General features: G+C 40.0%; 22 protein-coding genes. 11 read left to right on the plus strand and 11 right to left on the minus strand.

All coding sequences use genetic code 11. The features are described from left to right. Position 1: 1 nt before the first annotated feature. The 5 genes from IQ31_RS19940 to IQ31_RS19960 form a co-directional block, all read right to left on the minus strand. Positions 2-367 carry a hypothetical protein gene (locus tag IQ31_RS19940; RefSeq protein WP_115050065.1) on the minus strand — a complete coding sequence of 122 codons (366 nt, stop codon included), beginning with the start codon at positions 365-367 and terminating at the stop codon, positions 2-4. Positions 368-492: 125 nt separating this feature from the next. Further along, positions 493-762 (minus strand): hypothetical protein, encoded by a 270-nt coding sequence (locus IQ31_RS19945; protein ID WP_145329541.1) that lies wholly within the window; start codon positions 760-762, stop codon positions 493-495. A 259-nt stretch (positions 763-1021) separates the two neighbouring features. Further along, positions 1022-1429, minus strand: a complete 408-nt coding sequence (locus IQ31_RS19950; protein ID WP_145329544.1) for a VOC family protein — start codon at positions 1427-1429, stop codon at positions 1022-1024. A 148-nt stretch (positions 1430-1577) separates the two neighbouring features. After that, the gene (locus tag IQ31_RS19955; protein ID WP_145329547.1) at positions 1578-2099 is read right to left on the minus strand and encodes a hypothetical protein; all 522 of its coding nucleotides are present in this window, start codon (positions 2097-2099) and stop codon (positions 1578-1580) included. Positions 2100-2172: 73 nt separating this feature from the next. Beyond that, positions 2173-2826, minus strand: a complete 654-nt coding sequence (locus IQ31_RS19960; protein ID WP_145329550.1) for a Pr6Pr family membrane protein — start codon at positions 2824-2826, stop codon at positions 2173-2175. A gap of 187 nt (positions 2827-3013) precedes the next feature. On the opposite strand from IQ31_RS19960, the gene IQ31_RS19965 reads away from it, so the two are divergent. From IQ31_RS19965 to IQ31_RS19975, 3 genes are all read left to right on the plus strand, one after another. Continuing rightward, positions 3014-3757 carry a LytR/AlgR family response regulator transcription factor gene (locus IQ31_RS19965; protein ID WP_145329553.1) on the plus strand — a complete coding sequence of 248 codons (744 nt, stop codon included), beginning with the start codon at positions 3014-3016 and terminating at the stop codon, positions 3755-3757. Further along, positions 3754-5673, plus strand: a complete 1920-nt coding sequence (locus tag IQ31_RS19970; RefSeq protein ID WP_145329556.1) for a sensor histidine kinase — start codon at positions 3754-3756, stop codon at positions 5671-5673. Before IQ31_RS19965 ends, IQ31_RS19970 begins: the two co-directional genes overlap by 4 nt. 493 nt (positions 5674-6166) lie before the next feature. After that, positions 6167-6664: a DUF1062 domain-containing protein gene (locus IQ31_RS19975; RefSeq protein ID WP_208734328.1), complete on the plus strand. Its 498-nt coding sequence runs from the start codon at positions 6167-6169 to the stop codon at positions 6662-6664. Between the two features lie 95 nt (positions 6665-6759). Here the strand turns inward: IQ31_RS19975 and IQ31_RS19980 are convergent, their stop codons facing one another. Beyond that, entirely contained in the window at positions 6760-9228 is a 2469-nt protein-coding gene (locus IQ31_RS19980) for a glutaminase family protein (protein WP_145329658.1), read from the minus strand. Between the two features lie 271 nt (positions 9229-9499). On the opposite strand from IQ31_RS19980, the gene IQ31_RS19985 reads away from it, so the two are divergent. The 6 genes from IQ31_RS19985 to IQ31_RS20010 all read left to right on the plus strand — a co-directional run bounded on the left by IQ31_RS19985 (position 9500) and on the right by IQ31_RS20010 (position 14662). After that, positions 9500-11314, plus strand: coding sequence for a mechanosensitive ion channel family protein (locus tag IQ31_RS19985; protein ID WP_088162565.1), 1815 nt, complete (start codon positions 9500-9502; stop codon positions 11312-11314). Between the two features lie 294 nt (positions 11315-11608). Further along, complete coding sequence (locus IQ31_RS19990) at positions 11609-12235, plus strand: FMN-binding negative transcriptional regulator (protein ID WP_115050052.1); 627 nt, start codon at positions 11609-11611, stop codon at positions 12233-12235. Further along, a complete protein-coding gene (locus IQ31_RS19995) occupies positions 12232-12774 on the plus strand; it encodes a GNAT family N-acetyltransferase (protein ID WP_115050050.1) in 543 nt (180 codons plus the stop codon). Before IQ31_RS19990 ends, IQ31_RS19995 begins: the two co-directional genes overlap by 4 nt. Next, positions 12767-13498 carry a YggS family pyridoxal phosphate-dependent enzyme gene (locus IQ31_RS20000; protein WP_145329562.1) on the plus strand — a complete coding sequence of 244 codons (732 nt, stop codon included), beginning with the start codon at positions 12767-12769 and terminating at the stop codon, positions 13496-13498. The genes IQ31_RS19995 and IQ31_RS20000 overlap by 8 nt, the downstream gene beginning before the upstream one ends. Positions 13499-13510: 12 nt before the next feature. Continuing rightward, positions 13511-14242, plus strand: a complete 732-nt coding sequence (locus tag IQ31_RS20005; protein WP_145329564.1) for a type 1 glutamine amidotransferase — start codon at positions 13511-13513, stop codon at positions 14240-14242. 96 nt (positions 14243-14338) lie between these two features. After that, entirely contained in the window at positions 14339-14662 is a 324-nt protein-coding gene (locus tag IQ31_RS20010) for a hypothetical protein (RefSeq protein WP_145329567.1), read from the plus strand. Positions 14663-14807: 145 nt separating this feature from the next. Here IQ31_RS20010 and IQ31_RS20015 read toward each other — a convergent pair whose 3' ends face one another. After that, positions 14808-15098, minus strand: a complete 291-nt coding sequence (locus IQ31_RS20015; RefSeq protein ID WP_075993834.1) for a putative quinol monooxygenase — start codon at positions 15096-15098, stop codon at positions 14808-14810. Positions 15099-15179: 81 nt separating this feature from the next. Then, on the minus strand, positions 15180-15791 hold the full coding sequence (locus IQ31_RS20020) for an NAD(P)H-dependent oxidoreductase (protein ID WP_115050041.1): 612 nt from the start codon (positions 15789-15791) through the stop codon (positions 15180-15182). A gap of 97 nt (positions 15792-15888) precedes the next feature. On the opposite strand from IQ31_RS20020, the gene IQ31_RS20025 reads away from it, so the two are divergent. Further along, entirely contained in the window at positions 15889-16785 is an 897-nt protein-coding gene (locus IQ31_RS20025) for a LysR family transcriptional regulator (protein WP_075993836.1), read from the plus strand. A 37-nt stretch (positions 16786-16822) separates the two neighbouring features. Here the strand turns inward: IQ31_RS20025 and IQ31_RS20030 are convergent, their stop codons facing one another. Together IQ31_RS20030 and lpdA are read right to left on the minus strand one after the other, a co-directional pair. Then, entirely contained in the window at positions 16823-17392 is a 570-nt protein-coding gene (locus IQ31_RS20030; protein ID WP_075993837.1) for a Crp/Fnr family transcriptional regulator, read from the minus strand. Between the two features lie 149 nt (positions 17393-17541). Further along, positions 17542-18945 carry a dihydrolipoyl dehydrogenase gene (gene lpdA / locus IQ31_RS20035; protein WP_145329570.1) on the minus strand — a complete coding sequence of 468 codons (1404 nt, stop codon included), beginning with the start codon at positions 18943-18945 and terminating at the stop codon, positions 17542-17544. Between the two features lie 378 nt (positions 18946-19323). Between lpdA and IQ31_RS20040 the strand changes: the two genes are divergently transcribed. Then, entirely contained in the window at positions 19324-19800 is a 477-nt protein-coding gene (locus IQ31_RS20040; RefSeq protein ID WP_145329574.1) for an OsmC family protein, read from the plus strand. Between the two features lie 98 nt (positions 19801-19898). Here the strand turns inward: IQ31_RS20040 and IQ31_RS20045 are convergent, their stop codons facing one another. After that, complete coding sequence (locus tag IQ31_RS20045; RefSeq protein ID WP_145329577.1) at positions 19899-20594, minus strand: LytR/AlgR family response regulator transcription factor; 696 nt, start codon at positions 20592-20594, stop codon at positions 19899-19901.

The raw sequence follows: 20594 nt of genomic DNA on the forward strand, positions 1-20594 counted from the left end.
ATCATAATGTCAAACGGAGATGCAACAGGTAGAGCCGCTCAAAAGGGCTAAATAGTTGACTTAAGAAATTGTTTGTCGGATTTTTCCCAACAGAAGGTGAGAAAAAATTGGAGAAATGGAAAATAAGCAACGTTCGGATGCGTCCAACTACTGCAGACATGCCATTACAGATTATGCTGCCTTCACTAGTTTCAACCCAATCCAGGTATTCCTGCTTTCTTTTGCTGAAAGCCTTGATAACCGTTATAAACTCATTCTCGCCTTGAGCCTTGGCCTGATGATATAACGTAAAGCCAATTAATGGCTTTACGACCAGCAGCAAAGCGCTAATCAACAGCAAAACTCGAAATGTAATTTGTTTGAACATAGGTACCACGACTTACACGTAAACCACAATATGTATTTACAAAACAAATATAATTAACGTCGTAAAATGCTACTGTAACATTAGCATAGCCTTAGGATTTGTAAACACTATGTTGCACAAATAGCTCAAGATTCGGGACTATCCTTCACATTCTCTAAAACGGTTGTCATGGCCCGATAGATTCCATACAATAAGAAGAGTAGACTTGTAATTGTAAGCCCCAGATACTCCACCACCCACGCAATAAATATAGCCACAAAGTGAATTTTGCCATTCTCCGGTTTAAATGCCGCTCCCGAATAAACGTAGTAAGCAATGGAACCAAATAACACCAACCATATCACCGCATAAACATAATGAAGTGGGTTTTTGCTGAGCTTTTTATTTTTAAACATGTGTCAAGTTTTATGATTTGTTAGCCATTCGCTTATCTAAACAGCAAACGTATATGTTGTCAAATGTAAGCCCTAGCCCAGCTTTTCGCAAGGCACAACTATAATTCGCATCCGATGGTTTAATATTCGTGGCACCGCTAAAAAAATCGGAAGCAGTAATGGTCGGCATTCAGCTACTTCGCTACCTTAACAACAAAAGAAAAAGTCCCTTACATTACTGCAAGGGACTTTACGATAACCGATTATTCCGATATGATTTCTATGCCGTTGGAAATTTGCTCATATCCATATAAAATATCTCCCAGGTATGACCGTCAAAATCTTCAATACTTCGCTGTTGCATAAAACCGTAGTCTTTCATTGGCGTTGGTTCAATGCCTCCGGCTTTCAATCCATTATCAACAATTTCGTTCACACGATCCAAACCAGAAACAGAAAGTGAAAGTAGTGCTGCAATCTGTTTTTTTGTATCTGCAAGCGGTTTTTCTGTAAATGTTTTAAATTTATCCGGAGATAAAAGCATCACAAAAATATGCTCACTCCAAACCATACATTTGCCTTGTTCGTCGGAAAACTGAGGATTATTCGTAAAGCCCAATTGTGTATAAAAATCCATTGACTTATTCACATCGGCTACGACGAGATTAATAAATATCTGTTTCATCATTTTAAAGTTTAATTGCTATTGATCATGCAAAGTTGAAAATTTTCATCCAAAAAAAACTTGGCCTATGCGAAGATTTTTATGCAGCATCAATGAATAAGCAGCGGAATGACCATACCTTATATGGATAGCTCGTTATATAGATCGCTCGTTACTTAGAGAGCTCATTCAATTCGGCCTGTGAAAACACATGATCACCCTTGAGATAACTATTTGCTTCTTTTAAATACGTATAGATCACTTCTCGCCCCTTAGGATTGGGCAATTTATGTAAGTTGTGCACCAAATATTCCTTGTCCCGCAATCGATCCTTACTATAGCTTAAAAAAGAGGGTGCATGTGTCTGCACACTCCAACGAATAAAACGTAAATCGATATTATCGGGATATTTCATGATCATTTCTTCCAAAAGCTTTTTCCCTTTCTTGAATTGACCTAGTTTTGTAAACGGATTGCCCATATGTTTCGCCCATAATATTTCATAAGCAGCCAGGTATCCCTTCTCCGTTGCGGAATTGGCAGCTCCCTCCAATAATTTCAGATTCGCTTCACAGAGTTTCTTATTTTGAACAGCAGTAGCGTACTCGGCTCGCATTTTATCAACATCAACTTGACCAAAACAACATATCCCACATAATACCAAAGAGACACAGACAAAAAATCGTATAACCATTTTCAATTCAATTAAAGTAAAAAATAGAACGCTGTTCTAGTCATATAACAACATCGACAAGCTTTGAGTTTTCTTATTTTTTAATCCGTTGAGAATGCCGTTTGTTTTGCCATTTTCCCAATACGATCAATAATGCACCAATTGCAACGAAAACCAAGGTTACTCCAAAACTGTTCAAAAGAACCCTGTCCATTCCCAATTCGGAAACATTGACAAAAGGATACGGATAAAACCCAGAAAATGAACCATGCCACAACGTATAAAAAAGATAGACTAATGGGAAGATCAACCAGTAAAAAATATGACTCCAACGGATTGTTCCCTTGTCCAAAAAACGCCACCAAAAAAGAAAAAAACTCAAAGGAGTGACCACATGCAATAATTCGTCAACTACCATTGATAAACCCTGTGGATGCGACAGAAAGCGTAGTAGGGTATTATAGATAATTCCGACAATAAGAATGTATAATGTTACGGCAGTAATTGTTTCGGGTTTAGTAAAAAATAGGCCTATTCGACTTTTTGACCAGAAAACAGTAAAAAAACAGCATAGCAGAACCATTGCATTACCGAGAATCGTAAAATAACTAAAAAACTGAACAATATAGTCGATGCGGCCAAGCTTAGAGACGAGAGCACTTAATACAAATTGCCCAACGACTGCAAACAAGGTAATCAAACCAATGCTACCAGCGAAAACCGATTTTAATGAACTTTGAGTCTCCATATTACGAGTGGTCTATACAATACTAAATATAAAAATTTCAACTGCTATTTGGAATTTTAAATGATCAAATCCAATTCACCGCTGTTCGAACCCGGAATCCAGATTGTAAATAATTGCAACGAATTGTAAATGGATTCAGTTTCCTTACTAACAATTATTATTTTTATACGCTATAAAGTATTGATAAATGATTAGAGTAGCCATTATCGAGGATGAACCCGCCGTACGCAAAGAAATCAGCTATTTGGTCCAACAGGAAACTGACGTTGAACTTGTTGGCTGGAGCGATACGGTGACAGATGCTGTAAAATTGATTGAAGAGAAACAACCAGACGTTATACTCATGGATATTCAGCTCCGTGATGGTACAGCATTTGACATCCTAAAAAAGCTAACCGTTATTCCACAGAATATTATTTTCATTACGGCCTACAATCATTTTGCCATCAAAGCCATCAAATACGGTGCTTTGGATTATCTCTTGAAACCGGTCGATCAAACCGAACTAAACGAAGCCTTAGAACGTTACCGGCGTAAAAGCGAAAACAATCCCCAATGGATGCAACGTTTATCAATGGCACAAGAAGCTTTACATGCCAGTGAACTTCCCGAAAGCATTGCCTTGTCTTCCATACACCATGTACGTATCGTCCCTGTTCACAACATCGTGTACTGCAAAGGAGACGGTCCCTATACTTTTTTCTTTTTAAATGATGGTACAAAAGAGTTAATCTCTAAACCCCTCAAATATTATGAAGAATTATTGCCACAGCCTTATTTCTTACGCACCCATCAATCGTATCTTGTCAACAGGTCGCATATTTCTGGTGTCAATCGTTCCGAATATATTGTCTTAAAGAACAAAGAGGAAATTCCAATTTCATCACGTAGAAAAAACTCGATCTTAAATCAGCTTTTCCCAGAAAAATGAGCGCACTGAACCGCATTTTCCCTTGGCTACTACTGCCTTTGTTTTTTATCGCTTGCGCTCAAAAGAAAGACGGATTATCGCCCGACCATGATGCTATTGCTGCACAGATTAAAACGCTCGAAGACCAAAAATTAACTGCAGCAAATGGAGATTCCATCAAACAGGCCTGGTTAACGTTAGACCATAATTCCACCGTAAAAAAAGACACGGTACTCGCTGCCCGTGTAAAGTATTACCTAGCACGACTCTATGCTATGAGTGGTCAAGATTCGGCTCTTTTTTTTGTTCAACAGGCGCTTGAGCTCATTGAACCCACCACTGGAAACGCAAAATACAAAGCGCTTATTTACAATGGAATAGGAAATATCCGTAGCATAGAAGCAAAACAACGCGAAGCGGGCTATTATTATAACAAAGCCGCCACGATTGTTTTATCGGATACCGCTGCAGGACTGTCAACCGAAGCGAAATCAGCGATATTACTGTCCGCTGCCCAAAACAACTTGAGCTCCTTCCAGTATAACCTTGCAGAAAAGATGAATCGTTCGGTACTCCCCCTAATTGATTCACTGCCGGAAGGACATATTAACCGACAACGCGTTTTGGTACAAATGATACAGACGCTGAACACCTTACAGCGGCCAGCAGAAGATATTGCTCCCTTCCTTCATCAACTCGAAGAATTACACGCTAAAAATCCAGACAAATACAACATTAGTTTTCTATACGATTCGAAGATCCAATACTATGAAACGGCTAAGAAACCGGATTCCATTTTACATTATGAGTTGCTAAAAATAACAATAGATGAACGTTTGCACCAACAGACAGCATCCTCTATATTGATGAACAATTTATTCGTAGACTACAGTAATGTAGCCGCAATCTATGTTTCACTAAATAAACCGGTATTGGGCGAAAAATTCATCCAAAAAGCAGGCAAACTTAAAGCGCAGTTTCCCAAATTAATCTTTCCCAACAACGAAATTACATTTCAAAACAGTCTCGCCGCCGTCTATCGCTTGCAAGGAAAAGATAAGGCAGCTATAGACGTATTGAATCACCTTGTGCAATTACAAAAAGGTATTTATCAGTCGGAGAATACACAAGTGATCGCAGAAATGAATGCCCTTTATCAACTCCAGGCGAAAGATCAGTCTATCCGTATACTGAATGAAAATATCAAGATCAATAAGCTTCAGCTACAACAAAATCGTTTAGGACTGATCATTTCCTCCCTGGCGGTTATTTTATTGATCATCATACTTTTCTTCCTATATTACAGTTTTCGTCAGCGACGCGCCAGGCAAGAGAAAGAAAAGGTCTTATTGCAGCAGCAGTTGTTGCGCACACAGATGGAACCGCACTTTATTTTCAATACCCTTTCCGCTGTACAGAGCTTCATGCGCCTGGATAAGAAGGAAAATGCCATCAAATATTTGAACCGTTTCAGTCGACTACTACGTAGCAATCTCGAATTAAGCCGTGAGAGCCTCGTTCCCTTAAATGAAGAACTTGAAACCTTAGAAAACTATTTGATCTTACAGCAAATGCGCTTTGAAGATGCTTTTCATTACCACATCGCACAACCGGAAGATCAAGATTTAAGTGCAGTCATGCTACCACCAATGCTCATACAACCCTATGTTGAAAATGCAATTCTGCACGGTATAAACCTCGAAACGGGCGATGGTAGTATTGACATCCAGTTTGCGTTGTCCGCAGATATCCTACGGGTGACGATTAAAGATAGCGGTAAAGTCAATCCAGACATTCCTGAAATTACACATCGTTCACTCTCTGGAACAATCAGTCGTGAACGTATGCAGCTGTTGGGCAAGAAAGCAAGTATTCAGACCACCAAAGACCCCATTGCCGGCACCACGGTCACACTTCTTATCCCAATTACCTATTAACGATTTATATTATTTAAACAAACTACAGCGTATTCTACATGTCATCTAATATTAAGATAGGATATAAATTGTAGCGCAATTTTATTCGATATCCATGGAAAATCAATTAAATTAATTAAATTCGTTTATAAACCAACGAAATAGCGTTTTGAACACAATTTTCAAATTTATAGTCGCATAATTTAGCCTCACAAACCACAGGCTAATTATTCTTTTATTCGGGTAACTCCTATCCGAACAGGTTTTCATTTCACCCTATTATTCTCGGTATTGTTAGCTCAGGAGAGTATTTTATGCTATTGCAGTATTTAAAATATCCCATCCTTTCCAATATCGTCGATAATATCAAAAATCAAATAAAGAATATTAAGCGCGACTACAACTCATGCGAAAAGAATATATCTGGGAGGTCAAAGCACACAACACTCCCCTTCTCAAAAGATCCTGCAGCCATTGCGATAGTGATAGGTTCTACTGCAGTGAAAAGTTCAGAATGAATGCACAGAAAAAAAATATCGACGTTTGGTTGATTTATAGATGTATCAAATGTGATAACACCTACAATATGACCATTATTTCCCGTACCAGCCCCGAATCCATCAATAAGGAACTGTTTCATAGATTTCAGGAAAACAACAGGGAACTAGCATGGCAATACGCTTTTTCAACAGAAATCAGAAAAAAGAACAATGTTGAAGCAGATTTCGATACCATCAAATATGAAATACAGTATGAACAGCTGTTCATTGAAAATTTGCACAGCACAAACGAAGACACCTTATCCTTCAAAGTCATCTATGCATTCAGCTTTCAGCTCAAACTATCCACCGTCATTCGTAACTGTTTAAAACTATCATCCAAACAGCTTGACCGACTCATCACTATGCAGGCAATTACTGTACATGGAAAATTTCTAGAAAAAAAACATCGCGTCAAACATGAGGATATTGTGAAAATATCATGCGAAGCATTGAAACGCATAACCCGATAAACAAACAGCGAGCAATCCTATAATTGCCCGCCGTCTTATTAACTAAACACAAACTAAATTTCATTGCAGGTTCTCCCCCTGCTCATTGACATTATTTATTTTTGTTTCATTATATCCGCTAAAAGTTTCATGTAAAAACCTCCAACAACACTACGCGCCTTAAAGTTTTCACGGATCCCCGTAGTCGAATCATAAAAATCATTTAATGGGACACGGGATTCCGTTTGAATCGCATGACTATAGACTGGTTTCACCAAAGCTTCAAATGCTTCTTTTGATGGAGCAAATGATGCTGTCCAAAGAATCCAGTCATTTTTGGTGTAGGCCTTACGGCTATCCAATGGTATACCAAATCTATTTTGCTTGGTCAGGTAATACTTAATTTCCGTATCATACACTTTTTGAGGAAACAGATTCAATCCCAACACTTTGTCCCAGATCAAATTATATTTTTGACTCCAGGTATTTTTATCATCAAATGTCAGCGCGTAATGGTCGCCCGCATCTGCCATTTCCATCCATTTCGGGACCATTTCCTCGGCAATTGCACGGTATTTTTTTGCGATTGCAGTTTCACCAATGGCCTCCGCTAGCTGCGCATAACAGGCAATACCCACAATAGCTTTAACAGATAAATTGGCATTTCGTGCAAGATGACCAGCAAAATCGTCTGTACAGAGCTGCGTTTTAGGGTCAAAGCCATCTTTAACGAGATAATCTACCCAAGTTGTCAATGTTTTCCAATGCTTCCTGGCATAGTCCCCATTCCCTTGCACTTTCGCGATAGCCGCAGTTAAAATAATCATATTGCCCGATTCCTCCACAGGCATAGGTTCGCCATAGGTTTGACCATTGGCCAATGGATACGTACCCAAATCGTGAGCCGCCCAAGGATACGGATATTTACCGCTCTCGCTAAAATAAAATATTCCAGTTAACATCCCTTTCAACAACTCCGGATTATAGATCAAATACAATGGTGCAGAAGGATAAGTAACATCCACCGTATTGATAAAACCACCACTGTTATTTTCTTTGGAAAGCCATAGCAATTCATTTTGTGGACTTTTCACCAAGGTATGTGCGGCTATACTTTGGCGATAAGCTAGCACACTAAGATGTGCATATTCTTTTCCACCCGATTTTAGCGCATCCGCATAAACCGCTTTGTCGAATGCGACGCACTTATCGAGCACATTACGATACTCATCTGCTGCCAAAGTAAGCTGATTTTCCATCGTTTCTTTGCCAGAATTGTTCCACCATGGTCGCAGATTATTTTTGAAATACTGAATCGCATAAATTTCATCGTAGCCCACCTCAACAAAACGTTCCTCCGCTTTCGCCCCCACATTGCCAAACGGAATGACCGTGTTCAGCGCAAGTGAGGTACCCTTAACAGTTTTTGCAGCGGTCGCTGTTCCCTTTCTAAAGGCGTCGACGGCTCCGCCCCTCGGACTAATAAACTGTTGCGTTTTATCCTGCTTTGGTGAAGCAACATAAAAATACCCCCAGTCTATCCGCATATCATCGGCACCTTTCTGCAAAATAGGCTGTTCGACCGTTCCCGCTTTTAGTACCGACAATTTTGCCGTTTCATATTTTTCGGCGGTTACTTCCTGTGAAGGCTTATACACCGCAATATTTGTGGATGCACTTAGAAAAACTTTAACAGCATGCTGCTTGCCATCGTTTGCTTTTACGTTATACGTGATATAGCTTACCGGTCGAGCCAATAAATTCAGATCATCCATAAGCAAAGGCGACGTAAAGCTTAATTTCAGATCCACCTTACCGGCCTGAAAATTATAGACCGTACGCGTCGCTGTTATTTCCACATCTTTTTGCACGGCTTCTTGAATTCGTGGTCCACGCTCTTTGAGCCTGTCAACCAAACCAAAATCCAGGTAACGACCGCCAGCACTATTCTTCAAATGGATGGCAATATGATTTTGCCCGGCCTTCAAATTCGCCTTGTCAATCGGTAAATAGTGAAAGCTGTTAGTCCAACCTACCTTTTCGTAAACCTTCTTCCCATTCAAAAATACTTCTATATTATCATCATGATTGAGTTTTAGAAACAGCTCATTGATGCCCTTCGGATCCGCTACGGAAAACTCACGTCTCACCCAGATATCGTCCGATTTCCAAAGCGTCTTTACCTGTTGCGCATCATCACCGATGGGTGCAAGTCCCGATTTCCATGCATTCGTCTTATAAGCGGAAGACTCCCAGCCGCCTTGAGGTTTTGATTCAGTATATTGTACCGTATACGATTTATCTTCCGAAGTCGGTAGAATAACAGCATAACTAGGCTCTTCTTTGCCAAGAAAACGATAAATATTACCATCAACATCAATTAAGCCCAACAGCGAATGATCAGCGTCTGTCCAGTGTTTCGTTGTCGACGCATGAAGCTGATCAGTCATGGACCATATACTAAAATTGGGGTTGTGCGTAATCAATGGATAAGCCGGAGCTTTGCGTTCTTGGGCTTGTCCATCTAAAACAGTAGAAGCACAGGCCAAAACAAAGCAGAGACCCATCTTCCCGAGTTTGTTCATTGCATGAATAGATTTTTGAAAAGGTTTAATCATATTTTTTGGATAAATTAGCTACATAGTTTTCCGCATTGAACTTATGCCCAATCGTTTTAACAAAGAAAGTTGGAATAATTTAAATTCAGCTGTCGCATCGTATCATTTTACCTTCAATTTATATCATATTTGACATGCTGCCATCTAATCAAGATAATTATTATCTTTGAGAACCCGTCCGATCGTTATGTGCAAAATGACCTAATAAACATCGGCATTCAATTTTACCAACAACACGATGAGAAGTATTTACGTTTATTTCTTAATGACCATATCTTGTCTTTTTTCAACGAGCACACAGCTTTATGCACAAGAAACAGATTCGGTCAATAAAAAAGAATTGGATCTGAGTTCCTTACTGAACGGAATTAGACAACAGCAAATTAATGATTCTCTTGAACGGGTAAAGCTTCAGCATGAAATTGCCGATCTTAAAAGTCAAAATAGCCCCAAAAAGGAAAATTTAAAACAGCAGCTGAATGAGTTTGACGAAGAAAATAACCTTCGGAAGCAGCAGCTGAAAGTTAAAGTAGACTCCATCAAAAAAAACACCAAAAGATATGCAGTCGCGCCATTTCAGGATACCCTCTTCTATATCTATAATAAACTTGGATCATCATTAGCCAAAGACCGAGCTTACAATGTGGTCAGCAGAATCCATAATCTATATGAAGACGATTTTGTGAAAGTAGATTCGTTTAAAATCGAAAACAGCGAAATTAGTGCCGACATCGTTTACAAAGATCTCGTCATAACTTCCGTCACAGAACTCGATGCTCTTCTTGAAGGAAAAAGTAAAGAAGAGATTGCGGCAAACTACCTAAAAAGAATTCAGGATTCAATCACAACGGAACGTGCAGATAACAGCATTACAAAACTTCTTACCCGTATTGGGCTTGTATTTCTCATTCTCGTCGTTTTTTCGATATTGATTCTATTAATAAACAAGTTGAAAAAATATGGTACGCAACGTATATTAACGGAAAGAACACAACGGATCAAAGACATTAAGATCAAAAATTATGTCCTTGTCACTTCGGTACAAAAAACACGGATGTTTATTAATGCAATAAATATTTTACGTTGGGGCTTGATCGTCCTCATTGCCTTTATCATGCTGCCGATTGTCTTCAGTGTTTTTCCATTTACACAGAGCTGGGCATCCAATCTCATTGGACTCTTCACAAAACCCCTGAAGACTGCAGTTTTGGCAATTTGGAACTATATTCCAAATCTGATTACCGTATTTGTCATACTCGTTGTTATGCGTTATGCCGTTCGATTCATAAAGTATATTTTTACCGAAATTGACAAAGGCAAATTAGAGGTTAATGGCTTTCATCGCGATTTTGCCATGCCTACCTTTACGATTGTTCGCTTTCTGCTCCAAGCCTTCACACTGGTGCTCATATTCCCGTATTTACCCGGTGCAAATTCAGATATCTTTAAAGGAATATCCGTATTTATAGGTGTCCTATTTTCTTTAGGATCATCTTCTGCAATTTCCAATATCATAGCGGGACTTGTGATCACCTATATGCGTCCGTTCCGTATTGGAGACCGTATCACCATCGCCGATAAAACAGGCGTTGTTATCGAAAAATCACCCCTGGTAACAAGGCTTCGAACGATAAAAAATGAAGAAATTACCATCCCCAATTCGTCGGTACTTTCCGGAAATACCGTCAATTATTCAACCTTCTCAGAAGATGGAATCTGCTTTCAGGTGGAATTGACAGTCGGTTATGAAGAACCTTGGCAACGTATACACGAATTGCTCCTGAACATCCCACCCCGAATAAAAAGAGTCAACCTTAACCCAGCGCCATTCGTCTTACAAAAAAAATTAGACGACTTCTATGTCCTCTATGAACTGAATGTATACATCGCTAAATCTGGTGAAATTGAACTGGCAAAGTCTGAAATTTTTCAATCGATCTTAGATGACTTTCTAGCCGCAGGAATTGAAATGAATGGCCCACACATATTTGCTAAAGTTGACCATGTACAACAATATAATCCAAAAATGCCCAACAGCTCGTACAATAACTGATCTGAAAGCACAATTTTTAGCTGATTACTGCAAAGAATATGTGATGCGTTTTGACCCGGTATGCATATCCTGTTGAATTCATCCACTGTTGTGAGCTTGTTAACTAAAGATGTAAAACATAAATTAGCTCTTCGGCTTCGACTCTGTCAGGCCAAACGACATCCCTGGATTGCGTGAACACCAGTCAGCCCGCGCAATAAATGAACACTGGACCAGCTACATTATTCAAATTGGACTAGCTCAGTTGCATCTATTGGCTGTAATTTTGGATAAAATCAAGAAATAGCTATTTGCATGTATGTACCCAAACATTTCCAGTTCGAAGATTACGCAGAAAAGGTTGAATTTATGCAACAATATAGTTTTGCGACCATTGTATCGATTAAAGAGGGGATTCCAATAGCCACACAGCTCCCCTTTCACGTCCGTACAGATAAAGATCAGCTGCTTTTAACATCACACTTCGCTCGTGCAAACGAACAAGCCAATTATATCGAAAATACGCCGTCATTGGTTATTTTCTCCGAACCACATGCTTATATCTCACCACAACATTATGACAAGGAAAAAAGTGTGCCAACCTGGGATTACATCGCTGTACATGCCTATGGCCTTGCATCCATCCTTACAGACGAAAAAGCAAAAAGTAAAGCCCTAGAACAGATGATCCTGAGTTACGACGAAGCGTATTTAACACAATGGGAAAGCCTTTCCGATCGTTTTAAAAGTGGTATGATGCGGGGTATCGTCGCCTTCGAACTTGTCGTCACAGATTTACAGGGCCAAAAAAAATTAAGTCAAAATAAAAGTGAAACAGAAAAACAGCGTATCCGTGATTTTCTAAAAAATAGCGACAATGAGCTCGAAAGAAATATTGCCGCAGCAATGAAAAATGGATCAATAAGTAACGAAAAAAAATGAACACACACACTGACATAGAAATCACACAGGTAAAACTAACAGATATTGACCTGCTGCAGCAAATAGGAAAAGCAACATTTATTCAGACCTTTTCAGACACGAATACCGAAGAGAATATGAAGACCTATCTGGCCGAAGGGTTTTCAAAGGAAAAATTATTGTCCGAGCTCTGCGATAACGAATCTGAATTTTACTTCGCTGTCTTGAAAAATGATGTTATTGGCTACCTAAAAGTAAATACCGGCCAGGCCCAGACCGAACAACAGTGCCCGCAGGCATTAGAAATCGAGCGCATCTATGTATTACAGGAATTTCAGGGTAGAAAAGTGGGACAGTTATTGTTTGAAAAAGCACTAGCCTTAGCCCAAATAAAAGCAGCTTCATTTATCTGGCTTGGTGTTTGGGAAAAAAACTTGCGGGCAATCAATTTCTATCAGAAAAATGGTTTTGTCGCATTCGACCAGCATATTTTTCAACTGGGTGACGATAAACAAATAGATATCATGATGAAAAAAACAGTACAACCGCACCATGCATGAGTTTATAGCAGAAAATATACAGGTCATACAACAACGTATAGACGAAGCCTGCAAAACAAACCGTCGCGATCCCCGCGAGGTAAAATTATTGCTGGCCACTAAAACCGTACCTGCCGAACGTATCGAAATCGCGCTGCAAGCTGGTCAAACCCTAATTGCTGAAAATAAAGTGCAGGAACTGAAAGACAAATTTGAGTATTTAAACGCTGTTCCCCATGTCAATCATTTTATTGGTCATCTTCAAACCAATAAGATCAAGGATCTGCTCAAATGCAACGTATCCTGCATCCATTCGATCGATCGTATAGATCTCGCCAAAAAATTGCATCAGCGACTTTTAAAAGAAGACAAAACCATGGAAGTACTCATTCAGGTAAATACTTCCTTCGAAGAGAGCAAGTACGGCGCTGCGCCAAGGGAGGTGATCGGCCTGGTTCAGCAAATAGCAACATTAAGCACACTAAAGATTAAAGGACTGATGACTATCGGTATATTGAGTGCCGAGGCCGAACAGGTACGTGCCTGTTTTAAATTGCTCAAACAAATTCAACAACAAATTATAGCCCTAGCTATTCCCGGTGTATCGATGCAAGAATTGTCGATGGGCATGAGCGGAGATTTAGCGATAGCGATAGCGGAAGGCGCTACGATTGTCAGGGTAGGCACGGCAATTTTTGGACAACGTCCTACACCAGATAGTTATTACTGGAACGAACACAACTAACAAAAAAAAACGATGCGGATACATTTTATACAACACGAAGTTTTTGAAGCACCCGGGGCCTATTTAACCTGGGCGGAAAAACAGCAACATTCAGTTACTTTCTCCCATGTTTATCAACAGGATCCCCTTCCAAAAGAAATAGATTCCATCGATGTATTGATCATTATGGGCGGACCTCAAAGCCCAGATTCATCCCCATCCGAATACCCTTATTTTGACGCTAAGGCCGAAATCGCTTTTATTCGCCGATGTATTGATGCCGGCAAGGCGGTTGTTGGTATATGTCTGGGCGCACAATTGATTGGCGAAGCGCTGTCGGCAACGTACAGACATAGTCCGCAAAAAGAAATTGGAGTTTTCCCCATCACGCTCACAGAGGAAGGAATAAACGACAGCAAAATAGCACATTTTGGCAGCCCATTACCGGTCGGACATTGGCACAACGATATGCCTGGACTTACCCCTGAAAGTAAAATCTTAGCAAGCAGCGTCGGCTGCCCTCGACAAATTGTTCGCTATACAAATCTCGTCTACGGATTTCAATGCCATATGGAACTCACTCCTGAAGTCGTCCGGCTCTTAATAGATGCAGAAGAAGATCTCTTTCTTCAAAGCCAATCGCTCCAATTTGTGCAATCACCTGAAGAAATTAAGACTTTTGATTACCGCGAAATGAACAGCAAACTTCATACATTTTTAGATTTACTTGAATGTGCATACACGAGAAGTCTAATAAGTAAATGAAGGGTTTCTGTCTAAAGAGGAGCGTAAAAATTTACAGCAGTAATTCATTCGTTGGATAAAAAATAGTAGATTTGGTGTAACACAAAAAAACTATTGATGAACCTAAGACGCGGTCAACTTTTAAAAATGGGCTATCTAGCCCTTCTGGTACTTCTCCTACACGCCTGTGTTTCCCAAAAAGAAAACAAAAATCTGACTTGGTATCAACATCAGGTTATCGAGCAGCTTGTTCCGGAAACTGATTCCAGTTATAGAGTTCAAATTGGTATTATGGCTGCGACCTTCTGGCTAGACAATCAGGATGGTCAACTGGCCAAAAAATTGAACCTCCTACAACAGAGCTACACGCAACGAAATAAAGTCGATGTCGCTGTTCAGCAAGGTACCAACAAAATCATTCGCGTCACTAAATCAGAATAAAACAAGCTTATTCAAGGCAACACAAATGATTTTGGTACCCACCAATACTTCAATTATAGTTAATATCTTCCGCCTGTACACGTCATCCACTACATGATATTCTTTGCTATCTTTTCAATACGGTCCTTACAGGCCACATTGTAAATTAAGCGATTTTATTCATTAATATAATTTGAGGCGCTTCCTGCAATTTTTCACCGGCAACTTTTCCGAATGCGACAATATAAGGTTGTTGATTATGCGCATCCAAGCCCGCCTGATCTTCCCAGATTTCATAAAAGATAAACTGGTTTTCATCACTATTTACCTGATGCAGATCGTACTGTATGCAAGCTGCTTCCTTTCTACTTGCTTCGACCATTTCTAACAATAATGCCAATACTTCTTCCCGATGTGCGGGAACTGCCTTTAAAATTGCGGTTAAATATACCTTCATGTTATTGATTTTTATTGTGGTAATTTACTCTTTTCATCGCAATAACGCCATGGATAAAGCGATTTATCGATCAATAAATTTTTAGTTCAACGTAGTTTCCAAATGGAAGACCTCTTCCAAATATTGTTTATATTCCTTTTCGTAATTGTCGACACGTTCTTGAGACGCACCCTTCTCCATATCATGAAAATGGAAGCTTCCCAGATGTTCCAATCCTGCAAACTGATTCATCTTGTGAAACCCGAATAAAACACCGGCATCAACTGAATGCTGATCAAAAAACTCATTTTCCATTGTAAAGGCTGTCTCAGGAGCATTCCAGCTCGAAGTCACCATGTATTTTTTACCATGCATCAAACCTCCGGTACCATAATTAATGGCCGGATTCTTACGTGAACGACCATCATTTTTATAGATACCGTTGTTGTGACCTGCCGTAAAAACTTCATCGATATAGAGCTTCAGACGGTTCGGAACCTGAAACCACCATACAGGGAAATGGTAAACGATAATGTCTGCCCATTTAAAATTTTCAACTTCAACCATTGGATCAAAATCATCGTTGATATTGGTTACCCTTGTTTCAAGTCCATTTTCAGCCAATGTTTCAACAGTCCAATTTGTTATTGTGGTATTGAAAGAACCACCCGAGTGTGCGAATTTCTGTCCACCGTTGATAATAAATATTTTCATTTCTATAATTTTTCTTATTGATAACACAAATTTCTATCATATTTTTAAATCATACAAATAATTTAAATTGTATATTTGTATCATAAAAATAATAACTATGAAATGGAACTTAGAATGGCTTCGTACATTTAAGGCAATCTATGAAACCGGAACATTATCTGCAGCTGCACAGGAATTGTTTATTTCTCAACCTGGTGTCAGCCTACATCTGAATTCCCTGGAAGCCTTTACCGGGCACAAGCTTTTTGATCGATCTGCGCGAAGAATGGTGCCGACCGAAAAGGGGAAAATCTTGTACAACTATGTTATTGACCCGCTTAAAAAACTAGAAACCGGTGAACAGCATTTTCACAAGCGTGCATTGGACGAACGTGTCACAATCAGTATCGGAATGTGTTTTGAGACCTTTCAATACACGCTGGAAGAACATATCGCGCAGCTCCCCTTTAATTTAATTATCAAATTTGGAGAATATCCTCAGATGCAGCAGGATCTTGATAATGGTTTATTGGATCTTATTATTACGCCTCAAAAAGGAAACCAGCAGAATCTACAATACGAGGCTTTCTCAAAAGAACGCATTGTCTTGATTGCAGGTTGTCAGACCGACACATCCACACTCGAGTCACTACTGAGCGACAATAAAATCAAGGAAGCAGCTCAACTCCTGAAAAAACAATTGTGGTATAGCACGGCTGCCGATATGGATCATTTAAAAAACTATTGGTCGACACACTTTGGCGAACATCCAGACTTCAGTCCCAATTATATCGTCCCAAATATCAGCTCAATCATACGCTGCTTGAGCAACAATACTGGTTTTTCCATTGTTCCCGACTTTCTTTGTGCCGAAGCACTTGCATCCGGAAAAATAAAACTAATCTGGGAAGGGACTTCTCCCGTGGAGAATATACTTTACTTTGGAACGAGAAAGAAAACCATGTATCAGGAAGAAATCGGTCAATTGGAAACGCTGTTAAAAGAGAAATGGTAGATCACCGGGCAATTTCTTGCCGATAGCCCGATTTCCGCTACTGATGCAGCATTTTGCTTAAAAATTCGGGCGTAACGCCAATATATGCCGCAACTTGTTTCTGCGGAAGACAGTCGATCAATGTAGGATAACGTGTACAGAACTTTTCGTAACGTTCTTTGGCAGCTAGACGGAGATTCTCCATCGATCGACTTTGATAATAAACCAATGCATTTTCGGCAAGTATCCGAAAATAGACATTCAGTTTCGGAATCTCCTGATAGAGCCGATGCAGATCTACCTTGGAAATCATCCATACCTCAGATTCAAATACCGCATCAATGTATAGGTTGCCCGGTTTTCCGGTCACCAAACTATACATATCGCCGATCCACCAGCCTTCGGGAGCAAACTGTTGAATATACTGAAAGCCATTTTCATCCACACAATAACTTCTTAGACAACCCGAAGCGACAAAAATAGCATACCTGCTCAGATCGCCCTCCAACAGCAAATATTGTTTCTTCTTCACTTTTTTGGATTTCACAACAGCCAATAGGCGTAAGATTTCATCTTCCGTGAGGTCGATCTCTTTCTGAATACTGTCCAACAATAGCTGTTTGTCCATAAATTAAAGCCTGATACACAACAAACATAGATAAATTGATGTTTGTATCCAAAAAAATAGACAAGCAGCGCCTTTTCTACGAAGGGAATACGCTTAGCTCTTCTAAAAGAAATACGTTTTGTTCTTCGCCGAAAAGACGCATACGATACCTATATATTTACGGATGGCCGTCCCGAAGCAATGGTATGCGCTTCCTTCAAGACTTCTGAATAAGTAGGATGTGCATAAGACACCCTTGACATACTATCGGCGGTGATTTCATATTCCAAGCCCAAAACACCTTGAGCGATCAGATCGGCCGCACGTGCTCCAATGATATGAACTCCCAATAGTTCGCCATATTTCGGATCGGCCAACACTTTTACAAATCCTTGTGTATCCATCCCTGCGCGGGCACGGGCATTTGCGGAAAACGGGAATTTCCCAATCGTATACGCTATACCCTTTGCTTTGAGCTCCTCTTCTGTTGCGCCAACGGAAGCCACTTCGGGCCAGGTATAAACCACACTTGGGATCCGATCGTAATGTACCTTTGGTTTTTGGCCGTCCATATGTTCGACAACAAAGATTGCTTCCTCTTCAGCTTTATGAGCCAGCATTGCCCCACCGATCACATCGCCAATAGCATAAATGTGGGGAACGGCCGTCTGTAGCTGCTCGTTGGTAACGATCATCCCTCTGGCATCCAGTTGAACAGCTGTATTCTCCAAACCAAGCCCCGCTGTAAATGCTTTCCGCCCGACAGCGACCAAAATATAATCCGCCTGTAACTGCAGCTCGTTACCAGCTCGATCTTTAAAGAAAACGTTTGCCGCAGCGCCTATATTTTCGGTTTTGTAAACAGCCTGTTCAAGCAAAATTTTAATGCCATCATGCAGCAGTATCTTTTTCAAGGCATCCCCCAATTCATGATCCATATTGGCAAGGAGACGATCGGCATATTCGATAATAGTGACCTCACAACCCAATCTATTGAATATGGATGCCATCTCTACCCCAATTACACCGCCACCGATAATAACGATTTTATCTGGCTTCTCTTGCAAAGACAACGCCTCTGTTGAGCTTATGATACGTTTTTTATCTATGGTTACTCCCGGAACTGTCGCTGGCTTGGAACCCGTAGCGATGATAAATTTCTTTGCTCCAAGGGACAGCCGCTCCCCCGCTGATGTAGCAATCTCCACCGTTGAATTATTGACAAAAGAGGCCTTTCCATGGATCACCGTAACCTTATTCTTTTTCATCAGGAAATTCAGCCCCTGCGTATTTTGCAACACCACTTTATCTTTACGCGCATACAACCGACCAAAGTCCACCGATAGTCCCCCTACCTGAATCCCGTGTGCAGCAAAATGATGCTGTGCTTCATGATAGTGATGTGTACTATCCAAAATTGCCTTTGTGGGAATACAGCCCACATTGGTACAGGTACCACCCAATGTATCATATTTCTCTACAAGTGCGGTTTTATACCCCAATTGGGCACTGCGAATCGCCGCAACATAGCCGCCTGGGCCAGACCCAATGACAACCAAATCATATTGTTCCATATACGAACTATTTTTAGTTAACAGAATTATTCACGACCAAAAAAGGTCTTACAAGTACGCCCCGCATAGTTACCATCCAAAAGGCACGATAAAAATTTCAATACATACGCCAATCATAATACAAAATAAAATACCAAAAGGTATATTTAAAAACAGTAGAAAACACCGTATTATTCATAAATTTTTGATTTAATTAAAATCAGTACAAACCTACAAATAAAATACCAATCAGTATATTATAAATAAAAAATTAGATCAAAAAAAATAATATGAAAGTCAATTCTACGCAGAAGAGATTGTGTTTATGTTTAGGATAAAGGCATATTTTTTTAACTTGCTTTCAGATTAGCACCAACAGCGTCAAACGATTATTTTCAAATGAAACAGCATAATTACATCGCCACAATTACGTGGACAGGAAATCGCGGCAGCGGAACCGATCATTATAAAAACTACGAAAGAAGCCATCGCATTAGCATTGACGGCAAAGCCGAGATTGAAGGTTCTTCGGATCCAGCGTTCCTGGGAGACCCCAGCAAACACAATCCCGAAGAGCTATTGCTTGCCTCCCTGTCCTCCTGCCATATGTTATGGTACCTGCATTTCTGCTCGGTCAATAAAATTATTGTAGAAGAATATGTAGACCATGCAACAGCGATCATGCTTGAAGAAGAAAGTGGAAAAGGCCGTTTTAAAGAAGTTACGCTAAATCCTTCGGTCCGGGTAAAAGATTCAACGATGATTGCACAAGCCATTGAATTACACCAAAAAGCAAGTGAATATTGTTTTATTGCCAATTCAGTAAACTTTCCGGTCTTGCATAAACCCAACGTCAGCATCAGCACATCCAGCTAAATGAATGAACTTTCTTCTTCACATGATATGTTATGACATGATATGCTGTGAATTGACAAGAACGGCGATACATGATCGAACTACTTCATAGCTTAGCGCTATTTATTGGCTAGCCGCTCCTGTAACTCGCGACGGAAAGTAATCCCGACCGGTAGGGACGTATTATTGATCTGTACCATACCATGCTCATATTTGATCACCTTATTGATCGAAGCAATGTAAGATTTGTGGATACGGATAAACTTTGATGCCGGCACCTGTGTGAGAATTTGCTGGGTGGTGCTTGCGGTCAAAAATGTCTGACTAGGAGTGACAATTTTCACGTAATTGCCAAAGCTCTGGATAAAATCGATCTGCGATAATTTAACGTCAATAATACGACCATCCATGCGTATACTAATTGATTTGGGTTCTTCTTCCTGGGGCGACACAGTCGTGTTATAGGATAAAAAACGTTGAACAGCCTTAAAAAAACGGGGAAATGAAATAGGTTTTAACAGATAATCAACAACGCCGTAATCATAACTCTCCAATGCGTATTCGGAATATGCTGTTGTCAAAATCGTTTTGGGTGGGTTATCCAGCATCTTCAGAAACTCCATCCCATTAATTTCGGGCATTTCAATATCCAGGAAGATTAAATCTACTTTGTTCTCCCGAAGAAACTCCAATGCCTCAAAAGCATTATAACATTGAGCGACCAACTGCAGATCAGTACTTCTTTCAATATAATTTACCAGTACATAATGCGCCGCAGGTTCGTCATCAACCACGATACAGCTATTTTTATTCAT

This window comes from Sphingobacterium siyangense, assembly GCF_007830445.1.
In the GTDB taxonomy this organism is placed as follows: domain Bacteria; phylum Bacteroidota; class Bacteroidia; order Sphingobacteriales; family Sphingobacteriaceae; genus Sphingobacterium; species Sphingobacterium siyangense.